General features: G+C 36.8%; 19 protein-coding genes and 1 pseudogene. 14 read left to right on the forward strand and 6 right to left on the reverse strand.

Annotated elements, in window-relative coordinates; translation table 11 throughout:
• Positions 1-42 precede the first annotated feature (42 nt).
• The 7 genes and pseudogenes from QFZ87_RS11350 to QFZ87_RS11380 all read left to right on the forward strand — a co-directional run bounded on the left by QFZ87_RS11350 (position 43) and on the right by QFZ87_RS11380 (position 4,801).
• Positions 43-885, forward strand: a complete 843-nt coding sequence (locus QFZ87_RS11350) for a ComEC/Rec2 family competence protein (protein WP_309861174.1) — start codon at positions 43-45, stop codon at positions 883-885.
• A 121-nt stretch (positions 886-1,006) separates the two neighbouring features.
• Entirely contained in the window at positions 1,007-1,177 is a 171-nt protein-coding gene (locus QFZ87_RS11355; RefSeq protein WP_308083403.1) for a YpmA family protein, read from the forward strand.
• 15 nt (positions 1,178-1,192) lie between these two features.
• Positions 1,193-1,666, forward strand: coding sequence for a cell wall elongation regulator TseB-like domain-containing protein (locus QFZ87_RS11360; protein WP_309861177.1), 474 nt, complete (start codon positions 1,193-1,195; stop codon positions 1,664-1,666).
• 31 nt (positions 1,667-1,697) lie between these two features.
• A complete protein-coding gene (locus QFZ87_RS11365; RefSeq protein ID WP_309861180.1) occupies positions 1,698-2,885 on the forward strand; it encodes a pyridoxal phosphate-dependent aminotransferase in 1,188 nt (395 codons plus the stop codon).
• Positions 2,886-3,026: 141 nt separating this feature from the next.
• Complete coding sequence (locus QFZ87_RS11370) at positions 3,027-3,725, forward strand: DnaD domain-containing protein (protein ID WP_309861183.1); 699 nt, start codon at positions 3,027-3,029, stop codon at positions 3,723-3,725.
• A gap of 60 nt (positions 3,726-3,785) precedes the next feature.
• Positions 3,786-4,449 (forward strand): annotated as a pseudogene (nth, locus tag QFZ87_RS11375) (endonuclease III).
• On the forward strand, positions 4,442-4,801 hold the full coding sequence (locus QFZ87_RS11380; RefSeq protein ID WP_309861186.1) for a YpoC family protein: 360 nt from the start codon (positions 4,442-4,444) through the stop codon (positions 4,799-4,801). Before nth ends, QFZ87_RS11380 begins: the two are co-directional and overlap by 8 nt.
• A 12-nt stretch (positions 4,802-4,813) precedes the next feature.
• Here the strand turns inward: QFZ87_RS11380 and QFZ87_RS11385 are convergent, their stop codons facing one another.
• Together QFZ87_RS11385 and recU are read right to left on the reverse strand one after the other, a co-directional pair.
• Positions 4,814-7,393 carry a transglycosylase domain-containing protein gene (locus QFZ87_RS11385; protein ID WP_309861189.1) on the reverse strand — a complete coding sequence of 860 codons (2,580 nt, stop codon included), beginning with the start codon at positions 7,391-7,393 and terminating at the stop codon, positions 4,814-4,816.
• A gap of 39 nt (positions 7,394-7,432) precedes the next feature.
• On the reverse strand, positions 7,433-8,044 hold the full coding sequence (gene recU, locus QFZ87_RS11390) for a Holliday junction resolvase RecU (RefSeq protein WP_309861191.1): 612 nt from the start codon (positions 8,042-8,044) through the stop codon (positions 7,433-7,435).
• Between the two features lie 198 nt (positions 8,045-8,242).
• Here recU and QFZ87_RS11395 point away from each other — a divergent pair, with 198 nt between their 5' ends.
• From QFZ87_RS11395 to QFZ87_RS11405, 3 genes are all read left to right on the forward strand, one after another.
• Complete coding sequence (locus QFZ87_RS11395; RefSeq protein ID WP_309867809.1) at positions 8,243-9,220, forward strand: DUF2515 family protein; 978 nt, start codon at positions 8,243-8,245, stop codon at positions 9,218-9,220.
• 341 nt (positions 9,221-9,561) lie between these two features.
• Positions 9,562-9,837, forward strand: a complete 276-nt coding sequence (locus QFZ87_RS11400; RefSeq protein WP_309861193.1) for a hypothetical protein — start codon at positions 9,562-9,564, stop codon at positions 9,835-9,837.
• Positions 9,838-9,923: 86 nt separating this feature from the next.
• Positions 9,924-10,280 carry a DUF1798 family protein gene (locus QFZ87_RS11405; protein WP_309861196.1) on the forward strand — a complete coding sequence of 119 codons (357 nt, stop codon included), beginning with the start codon at positions 9,924-9,926 and terminating at the stop codon, positions 10,278-10,280.
• A gap of 35 nt (positions 10,281-10,315) precedes the next feature.
• Here the strand turns inward: QFZ87_RS11405 and QFZ87_RS11410 are convergent, their stop codons facing one another.
• Complete coding sequence (locus tag QFZ87_RS11410) at positions 10,316-10,525, reverse strand: YppF family protein (protein ID WP_309861200.1); 210 nt, start codon at positions 10,523-10,525, stop codon at positions 10,316-10,318.
• A 220-nt stretch (positions 10,526-10,745) separates the two neighbouring features.
• The gene (locus QFZ87_RS11415) at positions 10,746-11,024 is read right to left on the reverse strand and encodes a hypothetical protein (protein ID WP_309868117.1); all 279 of its coding nucleotides are present in this window, start codon (positions 11,022-11,024) and stop codon (positions 10,746-10,748) included.
• Here QFZ87_RS11415 and QFZ87_RS11420 point away from each other — a divergent pair.
• Positions 10,943-11,269, forward strand: coding sequence for a YppG family protein (locus QFZ87_RS11420; RefSeq protein ID WP_309867812.1), 327 nt, complete (start codon positions 10,943-10,945; stop codon positions 11,267-11,269). The two genes, QFZ87_RS11415 and QFZ87_RS11420, sit on opposite strands and share 82 nt — an antisense overlap.
• A gap of 55 nt (positions 11,270-11,324) precedes the next feature.
• Here the strand turns inward: QFZ87_RS11420 and QFZ87_RS11425 are convergent, their stop codons facing one another.
• A complete protein-coding gene (locus QFZ87_RS11425) occupies positions 11,325-11,807 on the reverse strand; it encodes an Hsp20/alpha crystallin family protein (RefSeq protein ID WP_309861204.1) in 483 nt (160 codons plus the stop codon).
• Between the two features lie 190 nt (positions 11,808-11,997).
• On the opposite strand from QFZ87_RS11425, the gene hcp reads away from it, so the two are divergent.
• A complete protein-coding gene (gene hcp, locus QFZ87_RS11430) occupies positions 11,998-13,296 on the forward strand; it encodes a hydroxylamine reductase (protein WP_309861207.1) in 1,299 nt (432 codons plus the stop codon).
• 41 nt (positions 13,297-13,337) lie between these two features.
• Here hcp and QFZ87_RS11435 read toward each other — a convergent pair whose 3' ends face one another.
• Positions 13,338-14,036: a Crp/Fnr family transcriptional regulator gene (locus QFZ87_RS11435; protein WP_309861210.1), complete on the reverse strand. Its 699-nt coding sequence runs from the start codon at positions 14,034-14,036 to the stop codon at positions 13,338-13,340.
• Positions 14,037-14,167: 131 nt separating this feature from the next.
• Here QFZ87_RS11435 and QFZ87_RS11440 point away from each other — a divergent pair, with 131 nt between their 5' ends.
• A complete protein-coding gene (locus QFZ87_RS11440) occupies positions 14,168-16,471 on the forward strand; it encodes a DEAD/DEAH box helicase (RefSeq protein ID WP_309861214.1) in 2,304 nt (767 codons plus the stop codon).
• Entirely contained in the window at positions 16,462-17,730 is a 1,269-nt protein-coding gene (locus QFZ87_RS11445; RefSeq protein WP_309861217.1) for a ribonuclease H-like domain-containing protein, read from the forward strand. Before QFZ87_RS11440 ends, QFZ87_RS11445 begins: the two co-directional genes overlap by 10 nt.
• The last annotated feature ends 63 nt before the right edge of the window (positions 17,731-17,793 follow it).

Below are 17,793 nucleotides of genomic sequence, written 5' to 3' on the forward strand. Positions count from 1 at the left end.
TTTGGAAAATTACACATTCTATTCATAATGGGAGGAATGTGTATGAGAACACTGCTCATTTTATTAGCCCTATTTATCCCTTGTACATTAATTAAGGCTGAGGAACCAATTGACAATCAAGTGGAGAACATCGACTTACATTTGAATGACCATGAAGCTGCCGTCACTTTTTTGGGTCTCTCAGAAGGTGAAGCAGTGTTGCTTCAAGCCGCAAATGGTAAAAATATATTGATCAATATGGGTGGCAAAGGAACGAGGGCAGAACTAGAAGAAGGGCTTTCTCTTTATGATGTAAAAGAAATTTCAACTCTTTTTTTAACAGATGATAACGATGTATCGGTAGATAAAATCAATCAGTTAATCTCTAGCTATAACATAAAGGAAATTATCACCACTTCTGAAATCTCTACCCAGCTGACTAATGAGTTGAACACAATTAATCATATACCGACCCTTGCGTGGGGAGCAGGGACTAAAAAGGAAATCCTACCTGGTATGACAGCAGAAGTGGAATTTGTAGGAGAAGAATTAAATGAAGGTATGGACTTGAAATTGCAATTTTTTAACCATACTATTTTTTTAATGAGCTCCAACAGTCCGCGAGCTGAACAAGTCCTTATGAAAAAAAATTTAAGGAATATTAATGTTTTTAAGATACCCAACTGCAGTATGGAAGGAACTCTGTCAGATCAATTGATACAATATCTTAACCCTGAAATATCTATTCTATTCGAAGGGAATAATGGTATGGACACTAAAACTCTTCGTGATTTGAATGAAATTTGGTCAGAGGTCTATTCTACAAAAAAACATGGTACGGTAACAGTTAAATTTACAGAAAATAATTATGAGGTCATTAGGATTCCAGTAAAGTTAGATGAATAATCTACCTCTAAAAAATTCAATTATTTAATTATTATTAATAGCACGGCTTCAACTTATCCTGTTATAATAGTTAGAAAGATTCTTCACAAGCGGAGTTTTGGTGGAAAAAGGAGAAATATGGATGGAAAGTAAAATAGAAGTTTTGTCTACAGTGAAAATTCAGTACAGCTCTGATTTATATAAAATTGTTGATGCCTTAAATCGAACCTTAAAGCAAAAAGATCTCATGTTTGGGCTTGCTCTAGACCAAGATGATAAAAATAAAGCGATCTTTACAATATATCGTACATAAAGAAGTGAATTAAAAGTGAAAAAGTGGATTCTATCAATTGTCATATTTTTTGTAGTCCTTATTGGGATTTTGATTAAGGTGTATTTATCTGCAATGAATCCAGTGAAGGCTGCAGAAGAAAAAGCGGTTTTACTGGCAAGTAAAAAGGCACAGTTAACTGAAGTACAGGATTTTCATCTTTACAACGGCTTAGAGACAGTTAATGTCATTGAGGGGAAAAATAAAAAGGGTGACAAGATTATTGTTTGGATTCCTGAAAAAAGTAAGAAGGTTTTTGTAAAAAAGGCTAAAAATGGACTTTCTAAAGAAGAGGCGGTACAAAAACTGCTGCAGGAAAAGAACCCTAAAAAAATTATATCTGTTCGCCTAGGAATGGAAAAAAATATCCCATTATGGGAAATTTATTATCGTTCTGAAAATAATTTAATAAATTATTATTATGTTCACTTTGAAACAGGTGAGTGGCTAAAAAAAATTGAAAACCTATAAGTAGGGATGGAGAATGGAGGAAGTATTGGTAATGGAATTAGCGCAAAGGGTGTTGGCACTCACACCTTCCACAACATTAGCAATTACGGCAAAGGCAAAGGAATTAAAGGAAAAAGGTGAAGATGTCATCGGATTAGGAGCGGGGGAGCCTGATTTTAATACTCCACAGCATATTTTAGACGCTGCAGTAATCTCAATGAATGAAGGATATACGAAATATACACCTTCAGCAGGGTTACCGGCGTTAAAACAGGCCATTATCAAAAAGTTTGCATCAGATCAGGGCTTAGCATATAAACCAAATGAAATTATTGTGGGCAATGGTGCAAAACATGTACTCTATACTTTATTTCAAGTACTTTTAAATGATGGTGATGAGGTAATCATCCCGACTCCCTATTGGGTAAGCTACCCTGAACAGGTTAAATTAGCTGGTGGTGTTCCTGTTTATATTGACGGGTTAGAACAAAATCAATTTAAAATTACACCTGATCAATTAAAAAATAACATTACGAGCAAAACGAAAGCTGTAATTATCAATTCCCCAAGCAATCCTACAGGAGTATTGTATACTGCTGAAGAACTTTTAGAATTAGGTAAAGTATGCCTTGAAGAAAATATTCTTATCGTGTCTGATGAGATATATGAAAAACTTGTTTATGGAAATCATAAACATGTTTCAATTGCAGAGCTATCTCCAGAATTGAAAAAGCAGACGATTATTATCAATGGTGTTTCAAAGTCTCACTCTATGACAGGCTGGAGAATTGGTTATGCGGCAGGGAATCAGCAGATTATCGAAGCAATGACTAACTTAGCAAGTCATAGCACTTCAAACCCAACAACCACTGCCCAATATGCAGCAATTGCTGCATATAATGGGACACAAGAGCCGGTGGAGGAAATGAGAAAAGCCTTTGAAGATCGTTTAGAGATTATTTTTGATAAGCTAACGGCCATTCCCGGATTCACTTGTGTAAAACCACAAGGTGCATTTTACTTGTATCCAAATGTTAAAAAAGCAGCACAGATGACAGGATTTAATCATGTGGATGACTTTGTTGAAGCACTACTGGTAGAGGCAAAAGTAGCTGTCATTCCTGGTTCTGGTTTTGGAACACCTGATAACATCAGACTCTCTTATGCAACTTCATTGGAACAATTAGAAAGAGCTGTTGAAAGAATGAAACAATTTGTTATCGAGAAAACTCAATTGTAGAACATTCGTAAAATAAATTTATTAACCTAATAGAAAAGTCTGCATTATGCAGGCTTTTTGCTTTTCCTTTCCAAAGCTGGATGCCTAATACTCTTACTAGGAAGGATTGTTCGTGGTATACTAATCAGGAGGTGTCCAAAGATGAAAACAAATATTTTAGCATGGCTACAAGAAGGGACAATAACGGTTCCTAGCTTACTATTTTCTGAATATCGAAATCTTAATTTAAACGAAACAGAACTTGTTCTTTTATTAAATATCCTAACCTTTTTAGAAAAAGGAAAAGAATTTCCTACCCCAGAAGAACTTTCCGCTCGAATGACTATTTCCATTGCTGATTGTAATGAAATGTTAAGAAGATTGATTCAAAGAGGATTTATCGAAATCATTGATTCCTACTCAACTGATGGTATCCGTTATGAAACATACTCAGTTAATCCACTATGGGAGAAACTTGTTGACCAATTCCTACTAAGCAAAAAAATGGTTAACAAACTGGATAAAAAGTCTGAAGAAACAGACCTTTATACCTGCTTTGAGAAAGAGTTTGGCCGCCCTCTATCACCATTTGAATGTGAATCTCTTGGTATGTGGATGGATGACGACCACCATGACCCTATCATAATAAAAGCAGCACTAAGAGAAGCCGTTATGTCCGGAAAATTAAACTTTCGATATATAGATAGAATTCTGTTTGAGTGGAAGAAAAACGGTATTAGAACCATTGACCAAGCGAAAAATCATGGACAAAAATTCAGACAAAAGCAAGTACAAAAAGGAAATATCAAGGAAGACACACATCAACCATCCGTTCCTTTTTATAACTGGTTAGAGCAATAATTTACAAACGAGAGAATCATCTCTCGTTTTTATTTCATTATTACAGGTTAGGTGATATCTTTGCTAAATAATACACAGATTCGTTTTTGTTTAGACCAGATGGGAGCTATGTTTCCCGACGCACATTGTGAATTAAACCATTCCAATCCTTTTGAACTGGTTATTGCCGTCGCACTTTCAGCACAATGTACAGATGTACTTGTGAACAAGGTGACAAAAGACTTATTTCAAAAGTACAAAACACCAGAAGATTACTTAAATGTCCCACTTGAAGAACTGCAGAATGATATTCGGTCTATTGGCCTTTATCGAAACAAAGCTAAAAACATTCAAAGTCTATGCAGAATGGTCTTGAATGAATACGGTGGAGAAATACCAAAAGACAGAGATGAGTTAACCAAGCTTCCTGGAGTGGGTAGGAAGACGGCAAACGTCGTTGTGTCAGTTGCCTATAATATCCCTGCTATTGCTGGTTGATACACATGTTGAAAGAGTAAGTAAGCGTTTAGGGATATGTCGTTGGAAGGATTCAGTTTTAGAAGTGGAAAAAACGTTAATGAAAAAAGTTCCAAAAGAGGAATGGGGCGTTACCCATCATCGGTTAATCTTTTTTGGAAGATATCATTGTAAAGCCCAAAATCCACAATGTCCAAGCTGCCCGCTGTTAGAGCTATGCAGGGAAGGCAGGAAGAGGATGAAGGGAAAGGTTGAAAATCATGGATAAACAAAGCGATGCGGCCTCTACGATTTTGAGTGAATGGAAACAAATTGAAAGACAGCTTGAAAAACTATTTTCTGAACGTGACCAAAAAAACACAAAAGAATCGATGGAAAAGGGGATCAACCTATTTCTTCATTTTTTAATGGTTTCAAATGATACAGAGTACATCAACCGTGGACCAATACCATATGAAAGTTTCCAATATAAACCGGTAAATATTGTAGAAAGGTTGGAGTTTATCCAATCAAGACCTACTTTGTTTCATTCATACCGTCAGTTGTCAGAACTGATGTTGGAACAACAAAAGCTTTATGCAAAGAAATTAATAAAAAAATCGTCTAAGCCATTAGCCTAGACGATTTTTTTATTATAATGGTTCACGCGATCCTGAACCTTGACCACTTGAAGGAGTTCCAGGAAGTGTAGCCGGAGGGGTGGTACCACCTTGGTCCCCACCATCTCCACCGTCATTTCCGTTGCCGTCTCCATTGTTATTTCCATTACCATTGTTATTACCGTTACCATTTCCATTTCCATTTCCATCACCGTTGTTGCCATTCCCATTCCCTTGATCAATTTCAGGGGTAGGAATCTCAATGGCAGTAGTAGCAGGGTCACTCCTTTTATTATCTACAATTGCAATAATTGAGAAGGAATATTTTGCTCCTGGAATTGCTGGTATCATTAATGTAGTTTCTGCTTGTGTGTATTTCTTTTGAGCAGAACCATCATTGACAGTAATTTCGAACGTAACTGGTAAGTTTTTAGGGTTGTTGTAGTTCCATGTTAATGTAATGTTTTTAGTAACTTCATCATATTTTGCACCTGCGTTTGCTGGTGCCTCAAGTTTGGTATACTTCTCGGATACCTTTTTAGGAGCATGCCCTTTTACAGCATATTCTGTAGTGATTTCACTATCCGGCGTATATTCACTAGCAAGTACTGGAGGCATGGATCCTTTTTCGATTCTAACCTTTTGCACACTGTTAGGCATCTTGAAATCAGGTGTTTCAATATCTTTTGAGATATAAGCCATAAGATTTTTAAAGATCAGCTGTGCAATTCTTTGATTGTCTCCGACTGCTTTAATTGGTGTTGAGCGGTCTTTGTATCCTGTCCAAATAGATGCAGTGTAATTGGTAGTATAGCCAGTAAACCAAGCATCCGGGACAGAGCTGCTACTTTTTATATTCCATTTCTTCATTTCTTCATCTGTATAATTTGTAGTTCCTGTTTTTCCGGCAATTGGAAGTCCTGGTACTTTTGCTCTTGTTCCTGTTCCAGGAGATACGAGAACACTTTTTAACATATCTGTAACCATAAAGGCAGTTGAATCCTTCATGACTACCTTTGGTTTAGGTTCAGAGCTAATCATTGTACCATCACGCAATTTTATTTTATTTATAGCATGTGGTTTTGTATAAAGACCATTATTTCCAAATGCGCTATAGGCTCCAGCCATTTCTAGTGGGGAAACACCAACGGTTTTGCCGCCAAATCCTCCAATGGCATAGGATTCATATATCTCTTTTAAAGGAATACCAAGACCTAAAGCAAATTCCATTGCTTTATCTAAGCCCACTTGTTGTAGTGCCTGAACGGCAGGGGTGTTCCTAGATAATTGCAGGGCAGTTCTAATCGTCATGGGGCCTTTATACTTTTGGTCCCAGTTCCCGAATTTTTTCCCAGTTGAATATGTAATGGGTTTATCTTCAATCATTTCATATGTTCCCCAATTTAAATATTCAATCGCAGGACCGTAATCAAGAACAGGTTTTATCGTTGATCCTGGCTGGCGCTGAGTATCGATTGCGTAGTTGAAACCGCGCTTTACCTGCTGGTTCCGTCCACCACCAATGGCCCGAATTTCTCCTGTCTTTGTATCTAAAAGGGCAATACCAGCTTGAAATTCTTCATCTGGATAGTTAATAATACCTTCTCTTGAATTTAGGATTTTTTCTACTTGATCTTGGGCATTCGTATCTAAGGTTGTATAAATCGTTAAACCATCTGTAAAAATATCAAAATCGGTAGTTGCTTTTACTTCATCAATAACAGCATCAACAAATGCACCGTATGGGTCTTCATCTACCTTACGCTGATCTGGTGGTAAAACGGTCGATGCAACTGAAACCTTTTTCGCTTCTTCCATTTGCTCTTTTGTAATATATCCATGCTGATGCATTAATGTTAAGACGATGTTCCGTCTTTTCTCAGCTAAGTCAGGGTGTGTAAATGGATTATAGTTATTAGGACTTTGAGGCATCCCTGCAATTTGAGCAGCTTCTGATAACGTTAAATCCTTTAGTTCTTTGCCATAATAAATTTTTGCCGCAGTAGCAATACCGTGACTGTTTTGTGATACAAACACCTTATTTACATACATTTCAAAGATTTGGTGCTTTGTATATTGTTGTTCAAGCTTATACGAAAGCCATGCTTCCTGAACTTTTCGCTTTAATGTTTTTTCATGAGTTAAAAAGGAGTTTTTAACTACCTGCTGGGTAATGGTACTACCACCTTCTGCACCAAATCCGTGTTGGAAGTTTGCTATAACGGCTCCTCCAAGGCGAATGGGGTCAATCCCGTGATGCTTGTAAAAACGATAATCTTCTGTCGCTAAAATGGCATTTTCAACTTGCTTTGGTATGTCCTTATAATTCACATATTCGCGGTTTACGGCACCTACTTCAGTAATCGGTTTGTCATCTTTATCTAATATTTTAGAAGGGATTGGATCTTTCAATAGTTTAGGGTCAAGTTCGGGAGCATCCTTTACTAAATAGGCGAAAGTCCCAACTCCAGTAATAATACCTACGATTCCAAGAATAACAAGACTTAAAAATATTTTCTTAAAAAGTCCGCCTGATTTTTTCTTGGCTTTTGGTTTACCATTGGATTGGAGTTTCTTTCGGCGCTCCTCTCTTGATTTGTATTGTTCAGACATATTATAATTCCTTCCTTTCTAACTTCCACTTTTCCACTTTTAGAAGATATAAAGTCTTTCTATTACTTTAATATAGTTAATTCTAGGTTGAAATCCAAGTGGAATGTGATGACCTTTTTCTTCAATTTCTTCTTTGGTAATTGATTTTCTACCACCGCTCAACATTCGTTCCCAATACATTAACAAATGTTTTGCTTCTAACAGGAATACTTGTTCAAATTTGGTGAAACGAAGAATAACGAAACAAATACCTCCTTGAGAAATGACCTCTTCCATATGCTGAATTTGGTGCTCGTGGAAGTTTTTCAATGGAAAGGAGGTAGGGTTTTGCGTTTCTTTTGCTTCAAAATCAATATATTTACCTTTATATACCCCATTATAATCAGTAGTAGACGCAAGCTTAAAATAAGCTTCTTTAATAACTGCAGCGCTTCGATTTGGATAGTCAACCTGAACGATTTGAACAGGTGTAGGTTTTTTGTGAATCACGGCAATTTTTCTTTCACGATAGTATTCATTTGTTTCATTTAAATCTTCCTCTAGTGTCATACCCCGGTTACTATAAGAACTGTTTTTCTTTTTTTTGATTGTATTTCCAGATTCCTCTTCATTCGGTTTGTACTTTTTTCCATTCGGATAGTTAAAATTCATATTTTTGCACCTCTCAAGCTATTCCCTATCATACCAAATCTTAGAGTAATTGAGGTGTATAAAATATAGTTGTTAACACACTCTAATAACAATTGTACCGTGAAAGTTCTACATAATCATGATTCATTTTTCTTAGAAGGCGTAAATCCATAGGACTCATTCTCTATTAAAAAATATAAGGGAAGATGAACAATGAATATGAATCACCTAACGATACAGGAACAAACAATCATTCGTCAAATTATACATGAAACGAATAAGAAAAACATCGATAACGTATCAAGAACAGAAGCCTATTTTACATATTTTAAGAAAAATCCTGATATCATTTGGTCCTTTCTTGCAAGCATGGTTTCAAGAAACGGCGGATGGAATATGTGTGATCTCGAGGGACACATATTTCCGCATCTTTTAGCAGAAAAAGTGAGGAAACAGCTTTTCCTTACGTACGAGAGAGCTAACTGGCTTATTTTTCATGACGTTTTTCCACAATTGCTGCTCTATGAATATTCGACGAAAATAAATCGGCCAATGTTTCATTTACTTCCTTATTTCCATGTATCTTCTTTTATACAAATTGAGTGGCAGAGATACTGGATTAATAATGATAAGGAAAGGCTCACAAGGGCTTTGATAATTAATGAGCAAAATGTGATCCATACACCTGTGATTGAGCATCCTGTATATAAGAAAAAGGTCTTTCATTCTATGATTTTTTCTTTTCAGGATTGGCTTCATTTTAGCTGTGTCCTGTTTCCTACTTGCGGGGGGGAAGTGTATGGTGCAAGTGTTAATGGATTTAAATCATTATCGAAGAGAATAAATTTAGGTAAGAGATTGGCGAGTATCCTTTTTCATCCAAGGTTGTTCCCATACTTTTTGGAGTTTGCTGAGAAAACACCGCATACTGGATCAAGATATGATTATGAAAAGTATTTTAAGAATAAAACAGAGAGAAGGACTCCAGTACTTAGGGCCACCTTTCCAGTAATTGAACATCATCAGCATTCTTACAAGGACTGGAGCTTAGAGAGGCGAGTATCTCCAGTTTGGTTGTATTTCCCTGCCCGCCATCGACATCCGATACATCTTACAGATTGGTATTATAAAAAATCACATCAGCTTCAATTAATGCTGTCACTCCATCAAGTATTGCAATTGAAAAAGTGGGAATAAAAAAGCAAGGTTTCCCTTGCTTTTTTTTGCTGTTTTTTTACTCAGCTGGGCGATTAGGGCCCTCTAGCTTCTTATCACCATAGCCTGTTCTTTTTGCTGTTTCTGATTGTGTTTGTTTAGTGGTTTGGTTTGTCTTTTTTGCCATTTTTAAAACACCTCCAATAGTAGCTTGTGCGGTTTTTCAATTTTTCATGCGAACTTAAAAGATGTCGAATAGACATTAGTAATATGCAGTTTTGACACTATCTTTGACGAATTGCTTCTAGTTTTGTCATGCCGGAAGGAAGCCTATGAAAGAAGGAGAATTATACCTAATAGAATAATGCGAGGAGGATTTATATATGAATAAGCCGCTGTCCGAAAAGGAAAAATTGCTTACTATGCTGACAGAGATATACGATCAATTAGAAGAATTGGAGTCCGTTCTTGAAGCATCTTTCTCCGACCTTCGCACCAGTTTAAATCAAGAGGAACAGGAAAAATTCACGATACCCGTTCAAAAACTTTCAGCCATAGAAAATAAAATAGAAAACCAAAGTGCTACTCCAGACATATTAGATGGGTACTCAGACAACAAACAAATAGCAAAAGCTCTAAAACTTGAATTAGGATTTTAATTACCGTTAAAATGAAAGTACCTGGCAAAAGTAGCAATGGAAACTGCTACTTTTTTATTTTGTATTAGTAGAAGGGAATAAAAGAAATGTTAGAAGAAATTTTCCATTTAACAGAAAAGCTTTTGAATTATAACCAATTATTCATGAAATATTACCAGGAAGGACGGAATACAGGCATAAAGTATGAATTTAACGATGTAATTAAACCATTTTCAGATGAAGTGAAAGGCATAAATGACGAGTGGAAAAAGGAAATGAAAAAATGGCTGACAGTGACCGATCATAAACATCTTCATTTAAAGCAAATTGACACTACATCAGAACATATTGAACAATTATCCATTCAAGCCTTCTTTCCTGAAACTAGTAGAACAAGGTTTTTAAATGCGCATCGTACAGTAGACTATTTCTTGCAGGAAGTTATAAAAGAATTAAAGAAATAGAAAAGAGATGCTGAGGCATCTCTTTAATAGGTGTTTTATGAATTTTCGATGAGGGAGTTTTCGCTTTCTGTCTTAGGTATTACCGCACCTTGATTTTCAAGTTCACGGACAAGTAGGCGATATTCTTTAATGCTAATTTCGTTATGAATATACGCTTTCTTAGCAAAATCCATTAATGCGTTAACGTCATCTGTTTGATAGTCCCGACTTTGAATAAATTTGCTTTTTAATTCGTGAATGTCCATATTTAGCTCCTCCTTCATCCTTTTTATTATCGTAACACGAAAAGAAAGGATTCCTAGTTTTTAAAATATTTAAACTTTAGACAAAATTCCTCTTTATTTGACAATGTCCTTTGCTATAAAATAATCACCTTTTTATTCAGTTCTTCATAAACTGTGTAATAGAGAATGATAAAGAGGAGATGTTTGCCCATGATCAGTGGAAAAAGACCAAATCATTTCTTTAATTATGGATACTCGGGGCAAATGATGCACCAAGATCCGGTAAGCACTCAATGGCAGCAACCGAATATGAATCGAAACCAGCCATATCCTTACCAAAATCAAGTTCAAAATTATGAATGGAATCCCTATCAACAACAAAATCCATACTACCCGCAGACACTTCAGCCATATAATCAAAACTATCAACAAGGCTATGTGCCACAAAATGCGCCATACCAGAGTCAACCATATTCTCAAAAGGATTCGCAATTTCTTTTCCAGAACCCGTTGCAGCCAAAGGAGGAAATGAATCCTCCCCAATCCTACATGCCTATGAATGGATACCCGATGATGAATCCTTATCCAAAATCAAATATGATTCCTAAACAACCAGGTGGGGTACAATCATTATTAAATTCCTTTAAATCACAAGATGGATCGGTAGATTTTACGAAAATGGTTAATACTGCAGGACAAATGATGAATGCTGTCAATCAAGTATCATCGCTTGTAAAAGGATTTGGTGGGATATTTAAAGTATGAGGGAAGAGGCTGACTCATAGCTACGTGAGTCAGCCTCATTGCTTTTAGTGCTTTTTTAATCTTCAATTTCGATCATCTTTCCTTTTTCTTGCGGGATTTTAATTTGTAGTAAGCCGTCCCTGTAGGAGGCTTTTACCATTTTTTCATTGATTGCATGTGGAAGTGAAATGGTCCTGGATGTGTGCTGTCGAGTAATTCTTTGGCGATATAGTTTATTTATGTCGTCCTCTTCTGTTTCTAGCTCTTTATTTTCTACTGATATGGTTAAGTAATTTCCCGTAATATTTAAATTGATTTGCTCTCTTTTTACCCCAGGAAGTTCAGCTGTGATGATATATTCTTTTCCGGTTTCAACCGTTTCTACATGAAAACCAGATCCAACTGGAAAAGGAGTTTTAAAGAAATCATCAATTGATTGTAAAAATCCCCTTACTGGTTTTTCAGTGAAGAAATCATTCATCGATTTAAATAATTCCCTAAAAGGCTCAGGCAATGGTTTCTTTCCGTTATTTTTATCTTCAGGCAGCATAGATGACATAATAGTTCCTCCTCACTCCAATATTTCACTTCATATAATATGCAGATGAAACTAGGGAGGTGCCGCCATAATATGGCTATAAACTTTTGAACGATTTATTACAACTTGAATTTCTGTGATATATATCACATTAATATTGTGTGATTGTTTGTATGCTAGGCAGTAGTTTTAGGAAAGTGAGGAAAAATACATGTTCTGTTATCAGTGTGAACAAACACCATCAGGTGGTTGTAAAGTTATTGGAGTATGTGGAAAAGATGAAACTATTGCCAGTTTACAAGATACCATTATTTTTGGATTAAAAGGTATTGCAGCTTATCGCACACATGCTAATCAACTGGGATATACAGATGCTTTTGTAGATGCAACCACACATGAGGCATTATACTTAACGTTAACCAATTCTAACTTTAACGTGCAGGAACATATCGACATGGCGATGAAAGTAGGGCAGGCAGCTGTCCGTGTGATGGGAATGCTTGATGAAGCCCATACCAATCGTCTAGGCATTCCAGAACCTATCCGTGTAAGTCAAAATAAAATTGAGGGTAAATGTATTGTTGTTACTGGACATAATCTTTTTGCATTAGAAGAGTTATTAAAGCAAACAGAAGGAAAGGGCATAAATATATATACCCACTCTGAAATGTTGCCCGCTCATGGTTATCCTGCATTAAAGAAATATACCCATTTAAAAGGTAATATCGGTAAAGCATGGTATGATCAGCGCCGCCTTTTTGAGGCATTTCCTGGAGCTATACTGGCAACTACTAACTGTGTTATGCCTATTAAAGGGACTTATGCGGATAGAATGTTCACATATGAAGTGGCCGGGCTAGAGAATGTAGAAAAAATTGTGAACGATGACTTTTCTCCTTTAATTGAGAGAGCATTAGAGCTTCCTGAAGCAGCAGTAGATTCAAATGAGACATTACTAACAGGGTTTCATCATGAAACGGTTTTAGGTTTAGCACCTGAGGTAATAGAGGCGGTAAAAGCAGGGAAGATTAAGCGGTTCTTTGTTATTGCTGGATGTGATGCTCCTGGGCATGGAGGTGATTATTACCGTGAACTGGCAACATCCCTGCCACCAGAAGCAGTTATTTTAACCACCTCTTGTGGAAAATTCCGCTTTAATGATGTGGATTATGGGGTTGTTCCTGGGACAAATATTCCAAGATACATTGATCTTGGGCAATGTAATAACTCCGGTTCAACGGTGAAAATTGCAATGGCATTAGCTGATGCCTTCGAATGTGAAATTAACGAGCTTCCCGTAAGTATTGTATTATCTTGGTTTGAACAAAAAGCGGTTGCTATTCTTCTTGGACTTTTCAGCTTAGGTATCCGAGATATCCGCATTGGACCTAAACCGCCAGAATTTATTTCTGAAGGAGTTCTTCAGGTCCTCCAAGAAACATTTAACTTAAAATTAATTGGTACGGCAAAAGAAGATATGGAAGAAATGCTTCAGCTTGCTGTAAAATAAACAAAAACCCGTCTTTGGCGGGTTTTTGTTTATTAATAGGATTAAATTAAATGAATTTCTTCCATTAGTATTTCTATGTCAACAATCATATTGCCTTCTTCATCTACTTCGATTAGTTCATCCTTCTTCATCTTAGTGAGTGTTCGGCTGATAGTTTCCCGTGTGGTACCAATCATGTTGGCCAAGTCCTTATTGGTGAATTCTGATTTTAATAGAATGGTTCCATCACCTTTTTCTTGACCGTGCTTTTGTGCAAGACGAATGATCAGCTTGATAATCTGTTCATACGTATTATTCAAAATTTGCTCTTCTAATCGGTTTTGTAAATCTACAATTTTTTCACCAAGTACCTTAAACACTTTAATACATAGTTCAGGGTTTTCTATAAGCACAGATTCAAATTTTGATATGGGAACAGCAATTAGTGTTGTTGGTTCGATTACTTCAGCATAAGCTGGGTAATCTCCTTTTCTAAAAAAACCAACATGAGGAAACATTTCTCCTTTTTTTGCTATGGCTACAATTTGTTCTTTCCCATTAATATCACTTTTGTAAATTTTTATTTTGCCATCATAAATAAAATAAACATTTTCAAGCGGGTCACCTTGAAGGAACACATGGCTCTGTTTTTTCCAATCTCGGGCAATAGCGATGTCAGTTATTTTTGTTAATTCCAGATCATTTAATTCTCGAAAAAGCGAGAATTCCGAAAGAACTTTCTTAATTGTTTCTATTTTCATTCCATCACCTACAAATTTATTTCAGTTATCTTCTATTGTAACAAAAATTCCATCAATAGTTTATTTTTATGATATACTTTTTTTACGAACGTTCATTCGCTGAAATAGAAGTAAGTAACGAGGTGAAGAGCATGTATGGAAAGAAAAGCCTGCAAGAAATGTTAATAGAATTGAAATTAAATGAAGATTTTAAAGAAAATATTGTTACTTGGCATACGATCCCTGAAAAACCAGCACAATCTGTTTCACTCCCAGATGAGCTGAACCCGGTGTTGAAACAATCATTAAAAACAAAGGGAATAGAGCAACTATATACCCATCAAAAATCAGCCTATGAGAAAACTATGGGTGGGAAAAGTATCGTTGCTGTTACACCGACGGCTTCAGGGAAAACCCTTTGCTATAACCTTCCAGTTCTCCAATCGATTCTACAGAATCCTAATTCGAGAGCATTGTATTTATTCCCTACTAAAGCACTCGCTCAGGACCAAAAAAGTGAAATAAATGAAATTATTCATGCAGCAGGGGTAAATATTAATAGTTATACGTATGATGGCGATACACCTGCTAATATTCGCCAAAGGGTAAGGCAGGCAGGACATGTAGTGATTACAAATCCTGATATGCTTCACTCAGCGATCCTCCCGCATCACACAAAATGGGTGTCTCTTTTTGAAAACCTAAAATTCATTGTTGTTGATGAACTCCATACGTATCGAGGAGTGTTTGGAAGTCATGTTGCCAATGTAATTAGAAGATTGAAGAGAATTTGTCGTTACTACGGAAGCAACCCAGTTTTTATTTGTACATCTGCAACCATTGCAAACCCATTAGAACTTGCGGAGAAATTAACAGAAGAAAAAATGTGTCTTATTGATAATAACGGTGCACCAAGTGGTAGAAAGCATTTTCTCTTTTATAATCCCCCCATTGTAAACAAGCCGTTAAATATTAGAAGAAGTGCAACTCTAGAAGTGCGAAAAATAGCGGGAGAATTGTTGAAAAATAAAATTCAAACGATTATTTTTGCGAGAAGTAGAGTAAGAGTTGAGATCATCCTGACATATTTGCAGGAGTTGGTAAAGAATCAGTTAGGGGACAAGTCCATAATGGGCTATCGAGGAGGATATCTTCCAACAGAAAGAAGAAAAATTGAGAAGGGGCTGCGCTCAGGAGAGATATATGGTGTTGTCAGCACAAATGCACTTGAATTAGGAGTTGATATTGGCCAACTCCAAGTCTGCATTATGACAGGTTATCCAGGAACTATTTCCAGCGCTTGGCAGCAGGCAGGAAGGGCAGGAAGGCGTCATGGAGAGGCTCTTGTTATTATGGTAGCGAGTTCAAGCCCACTTGATCAATATATCATTCAAAACCCTGCATACTTTTTGGAAAAGAGCCCAGAGACAGCTAGGATAAATCCTGATAACCTGATTATCTTGATTGACCATATGAAATGCGCTGCCTACGAGCTGCCATTTAAAGCAGGAGAACAGTTTGGTACTGTTGGGACGGAAGAACTATTGGAGTATTTAACAGAGGAAAGAGTTCTATATCAGAATGGGGATAAATGGTTCTGGATGAATGATTCATTCCCTGCACATAATATTAGTTTGCGATCGGCATCTCAAGAGAATGTGATAATTGTTGATCAATCGGATGTCGCAAATGTGAAAGTAATTGGAGAAATGGACCGTTTCTCGGCCATGACACTCCTACATGATGAGGCCATCTATCTGCATCAAGGTAACCAATACCAAGTGGAAAAATTGGATTGGGAAGAAAAGAAGGCGTTCGTGAGGGAAGTGGACGTAGACTATTTTACTGATGCTAATTTAGCCGTTCAATTAAAAGTATTAGAAGTCGACAAACTTCTACCATTACAGGAGGCAGAAATAGGTTTTGGTGATGTAAGTGTAAGGGCTATGGCAACAATCTTTAAAAAAATAAAATTTGAAACACACGAAAATATCGGGTCCGGCCCCATCCATCTTCCAGAAGAGGAGCTTCATACGAATGCGGCTTGGATATCACTAAATAGATCACTTGGTGAAATGGGGCATGAGAGGCTTGAACAAGGTCTGATTGGTACTGCACATGCACTGAGGTCTATCGCTCCTCTGTTTGTAATGGCTGACCCACAAGACATCCATGTGATACCACAAGTAAAAGCGGATCATAATGAAAAGCCAACCATATTTTTCTATGATCGTTATCCCGGTGGAATTGGCTTAAGTGAAAAATTATATACTGGCATGTCAAAGGTGTTCATAGAAACAAAAAACATGATTAATCGGTGTCAATGTGAATCAGGATGTCCATCATGTATTGGAACAGATACAGTAAGTGAGACAGCTAAAAAGGATGCCTTAAACATTCTTGAAGCATTCCTTCGTGTTTCGGAAATAGACAAGGATGTGGAGTCATGTCTTTAAAAAACAAGTTGAATCGGCTAAAACCTCATTTATCAGCAGGAGTAACAGGAGAGGTTAAAAAACCTCTTCCAACGGAGATTCCGATCAAAGAAGTTCCTTACAGGGAACGATGGGAGCAAGTAGGTGTTTTTCCGTATTTTATGGATCAGGATTACTGTTTAATTAGAGAAGTGAAATATCCACTTTCCCAGAAGCATGGACACTACTGTTTTCGTGATTTTCTTACCGCTGTTGATGTATGGAATAAACAGTCCATTAATCATCCCTTGTCAGCACAAGGACATCACGCGGAGGAATTATTCTTTTTTGACACAGAGACAACAGGTCTTGGTGGTGGAGTGGGGAATACAATCTTTTTGCTTGGATATGCTAGTTTTTCTGGAGAAGAGCTGATTCTGAGGCAACATATTCTTCCCCATCCGGGAGCGGAGGTTCCTTTATACCAAAGCTTTTTGGAAAACGTCAATTATAGAACGTTAGTTACCTATAATGGAAAATCGTTTGATTGGCCACAGGTGAAAACAAGACACATGCTTGTGAGAGAGCATGTACCTAAGCTACCGAAATTTGGACATTTTGATTTATTCCATGCTGCAAGAAGGTTATGGAAACACAAATTGGAGCGCTTAAAATTGTCAATAGTCGAAAAAGAGGTATTGGGTGTTGAAAGAGTAGATGATATTCCAGGGTTTTTAGCGCCGATGATTTATTTTGATTTTATTGAAAGTAATCAACCTGATGGGATGCTTGGTATATTAAAACATAATGAAGTGGACATTCTTTCACTCGTTACATTGTATACACATTTAACCTTTCAATTATGTGGAATCGATAAAAATCAGACGAGGGCTGAGTCATATGAGGTGGGTCGTTGGTTTTCCAACCTAGGAGAGAAGCAAGAAGCTGAAAAAGTGTTGACCAAGCTTACTACAGAGAGAGATGTTACATCCTTTCAAGCAAAGCTTACTCTTGCGTACCAATCGAAAAAAGAACGTAATTGGGAGCAAGCTCGGTTATTGTTCGAGGATGTTGTCGAATCTGGTGTGGAAGAGATGATGTTAATAGCTTGTGTAGAGTTAGCGAAAATTTTTGAACATAGACATAAAGAGTACCGACGTGCAATTGAATATTGCCAAAAAGCGATATACCTACGAAATCAATCGGAAAATCTAAAGTCTTTGAAGGGTCAAATATCCTTGGAGCAGCTTGAAAACAGGTTTAAACGTTTAGAACGAAAATTTGCGAAATTTCCCAGGTAAGCGCAAAATTCGTCAAAATTATTAGTTAAATGGTTATTTTTGACATGGTTCGATTAATTGCCA

Source organism: Bacillus sp. SLBN-46 (assembly GCF_031453555.1).
Lineage (GTDB): Bacteria > Bacillota > Bacilli > Bacillales > Cytobacillaceae > Neobacillus.

Coding starts and splice junctions, on each gene's coding strand:
- QFZ87_RS11350 (WP_309861174.1), top strand. CDS start 43: ATGAGAACACTGCTCATTTTATTAGCCCTATTTATCCCTTGTACATTA.
- QFZ87_RS11355 (WP_308083403.1), top strand. CDS start 1,007: ATGGAAAGTAAAATAGAAGTTTTGTCTACAGTGAAAATTCAGTACAGC.
- QFZ87_RS11365 (WP_309861180.1), top strand. CDS start 1,698: ATGGAATTAGCGCAAAGGGTGTTGGCACTCACACCTTCCACAACATTA.
- QFZ87_RS11370 (WP_309861183.1), top strand. CDS start 3,027: ATGAAAACAAATATTTTAGCATGGCTACAAGAAGGGACAATAACGGTT.
- QFZ87_RS11380 (WP_309861186.1), top strand. CDS start 4,442: ATGGATAAACAAAGCGATGCGGCCTCTACGATTTTGAGTGAATGGAAA.
- QFZ87_RS11385 (WP_309861189.1), bottom strand. CDS start 7,393: ATGTCTGAACAATACAAATCAAGAGAGGAGCGCCGAAAGAAACTCCAA.
- recU (WP_309861191.1), bottom strand. CDS start 8,044: ATGAATTTTAACTATCCGAATGGAAAAAAGTACAAACCGAATGAAGAG.
- QFZ87_RS11395 (WP_309867809.1), top strand. CDS start 8,243: ATGAATCACCTAACGATACAGGAACAAACAATCATTCGTCAAATTATA.
- QFZ87_RS11400 (WP_309861193.1), top strand. CDS start 9,562: ATGAATAAGCCGCTGTCCGAAAAGGAAAAATTGCTTACTATGCTGACA.
- QFZ87_RS11405 (WP_309861196.1), top strand. CDS start 9,924: ATGTTAGAAGAAATTTTCCATTTAACAGAAAAGCTTTTGAATTATAAC.
- QFZ87_RS11410 (WP_309861200.1), bottom strand. CDS start 10,525: ATGGACATTCACGAATTAAAAAGCAAATTTATTCAAAGTCGGGACTAT.
- QFZ87_RS11425 (WP_309861204.1), bottom strand. CDS start 11,807: ATGTCATCTATGCTGCCTGAAGATAAAAATAACGGAAAGAAACCATTG.
- hcp (WP_309861207.1), top strand. CDS start 11,998: ATGTTCTGTTATCAGTGTGAACAAACACCATCAGGTGGTTGTAAAGTT.
- QFZ87_RS11435 (WP_309861210.1), bottom strand. CDS start 14,036: ATGAAAATAGAAACAATTAAGAAAGTTCTTTCGGAATTCTCGCTTTTT.
- QFZ87_RS11440 (WP_309861214.1), top strand. CDS start 14,168: ATGTATGGAAAGAAAAGCCTGCAAGAAATGTTAATAGAATTGAAATTA.
- QFZ87_RS11445 (WP_309861217.1), top strand. CDS start 16,462: ATGTCTTTAAAAAACAAGTTGAATCGGCTAAAACCTCATTTATCAGCA.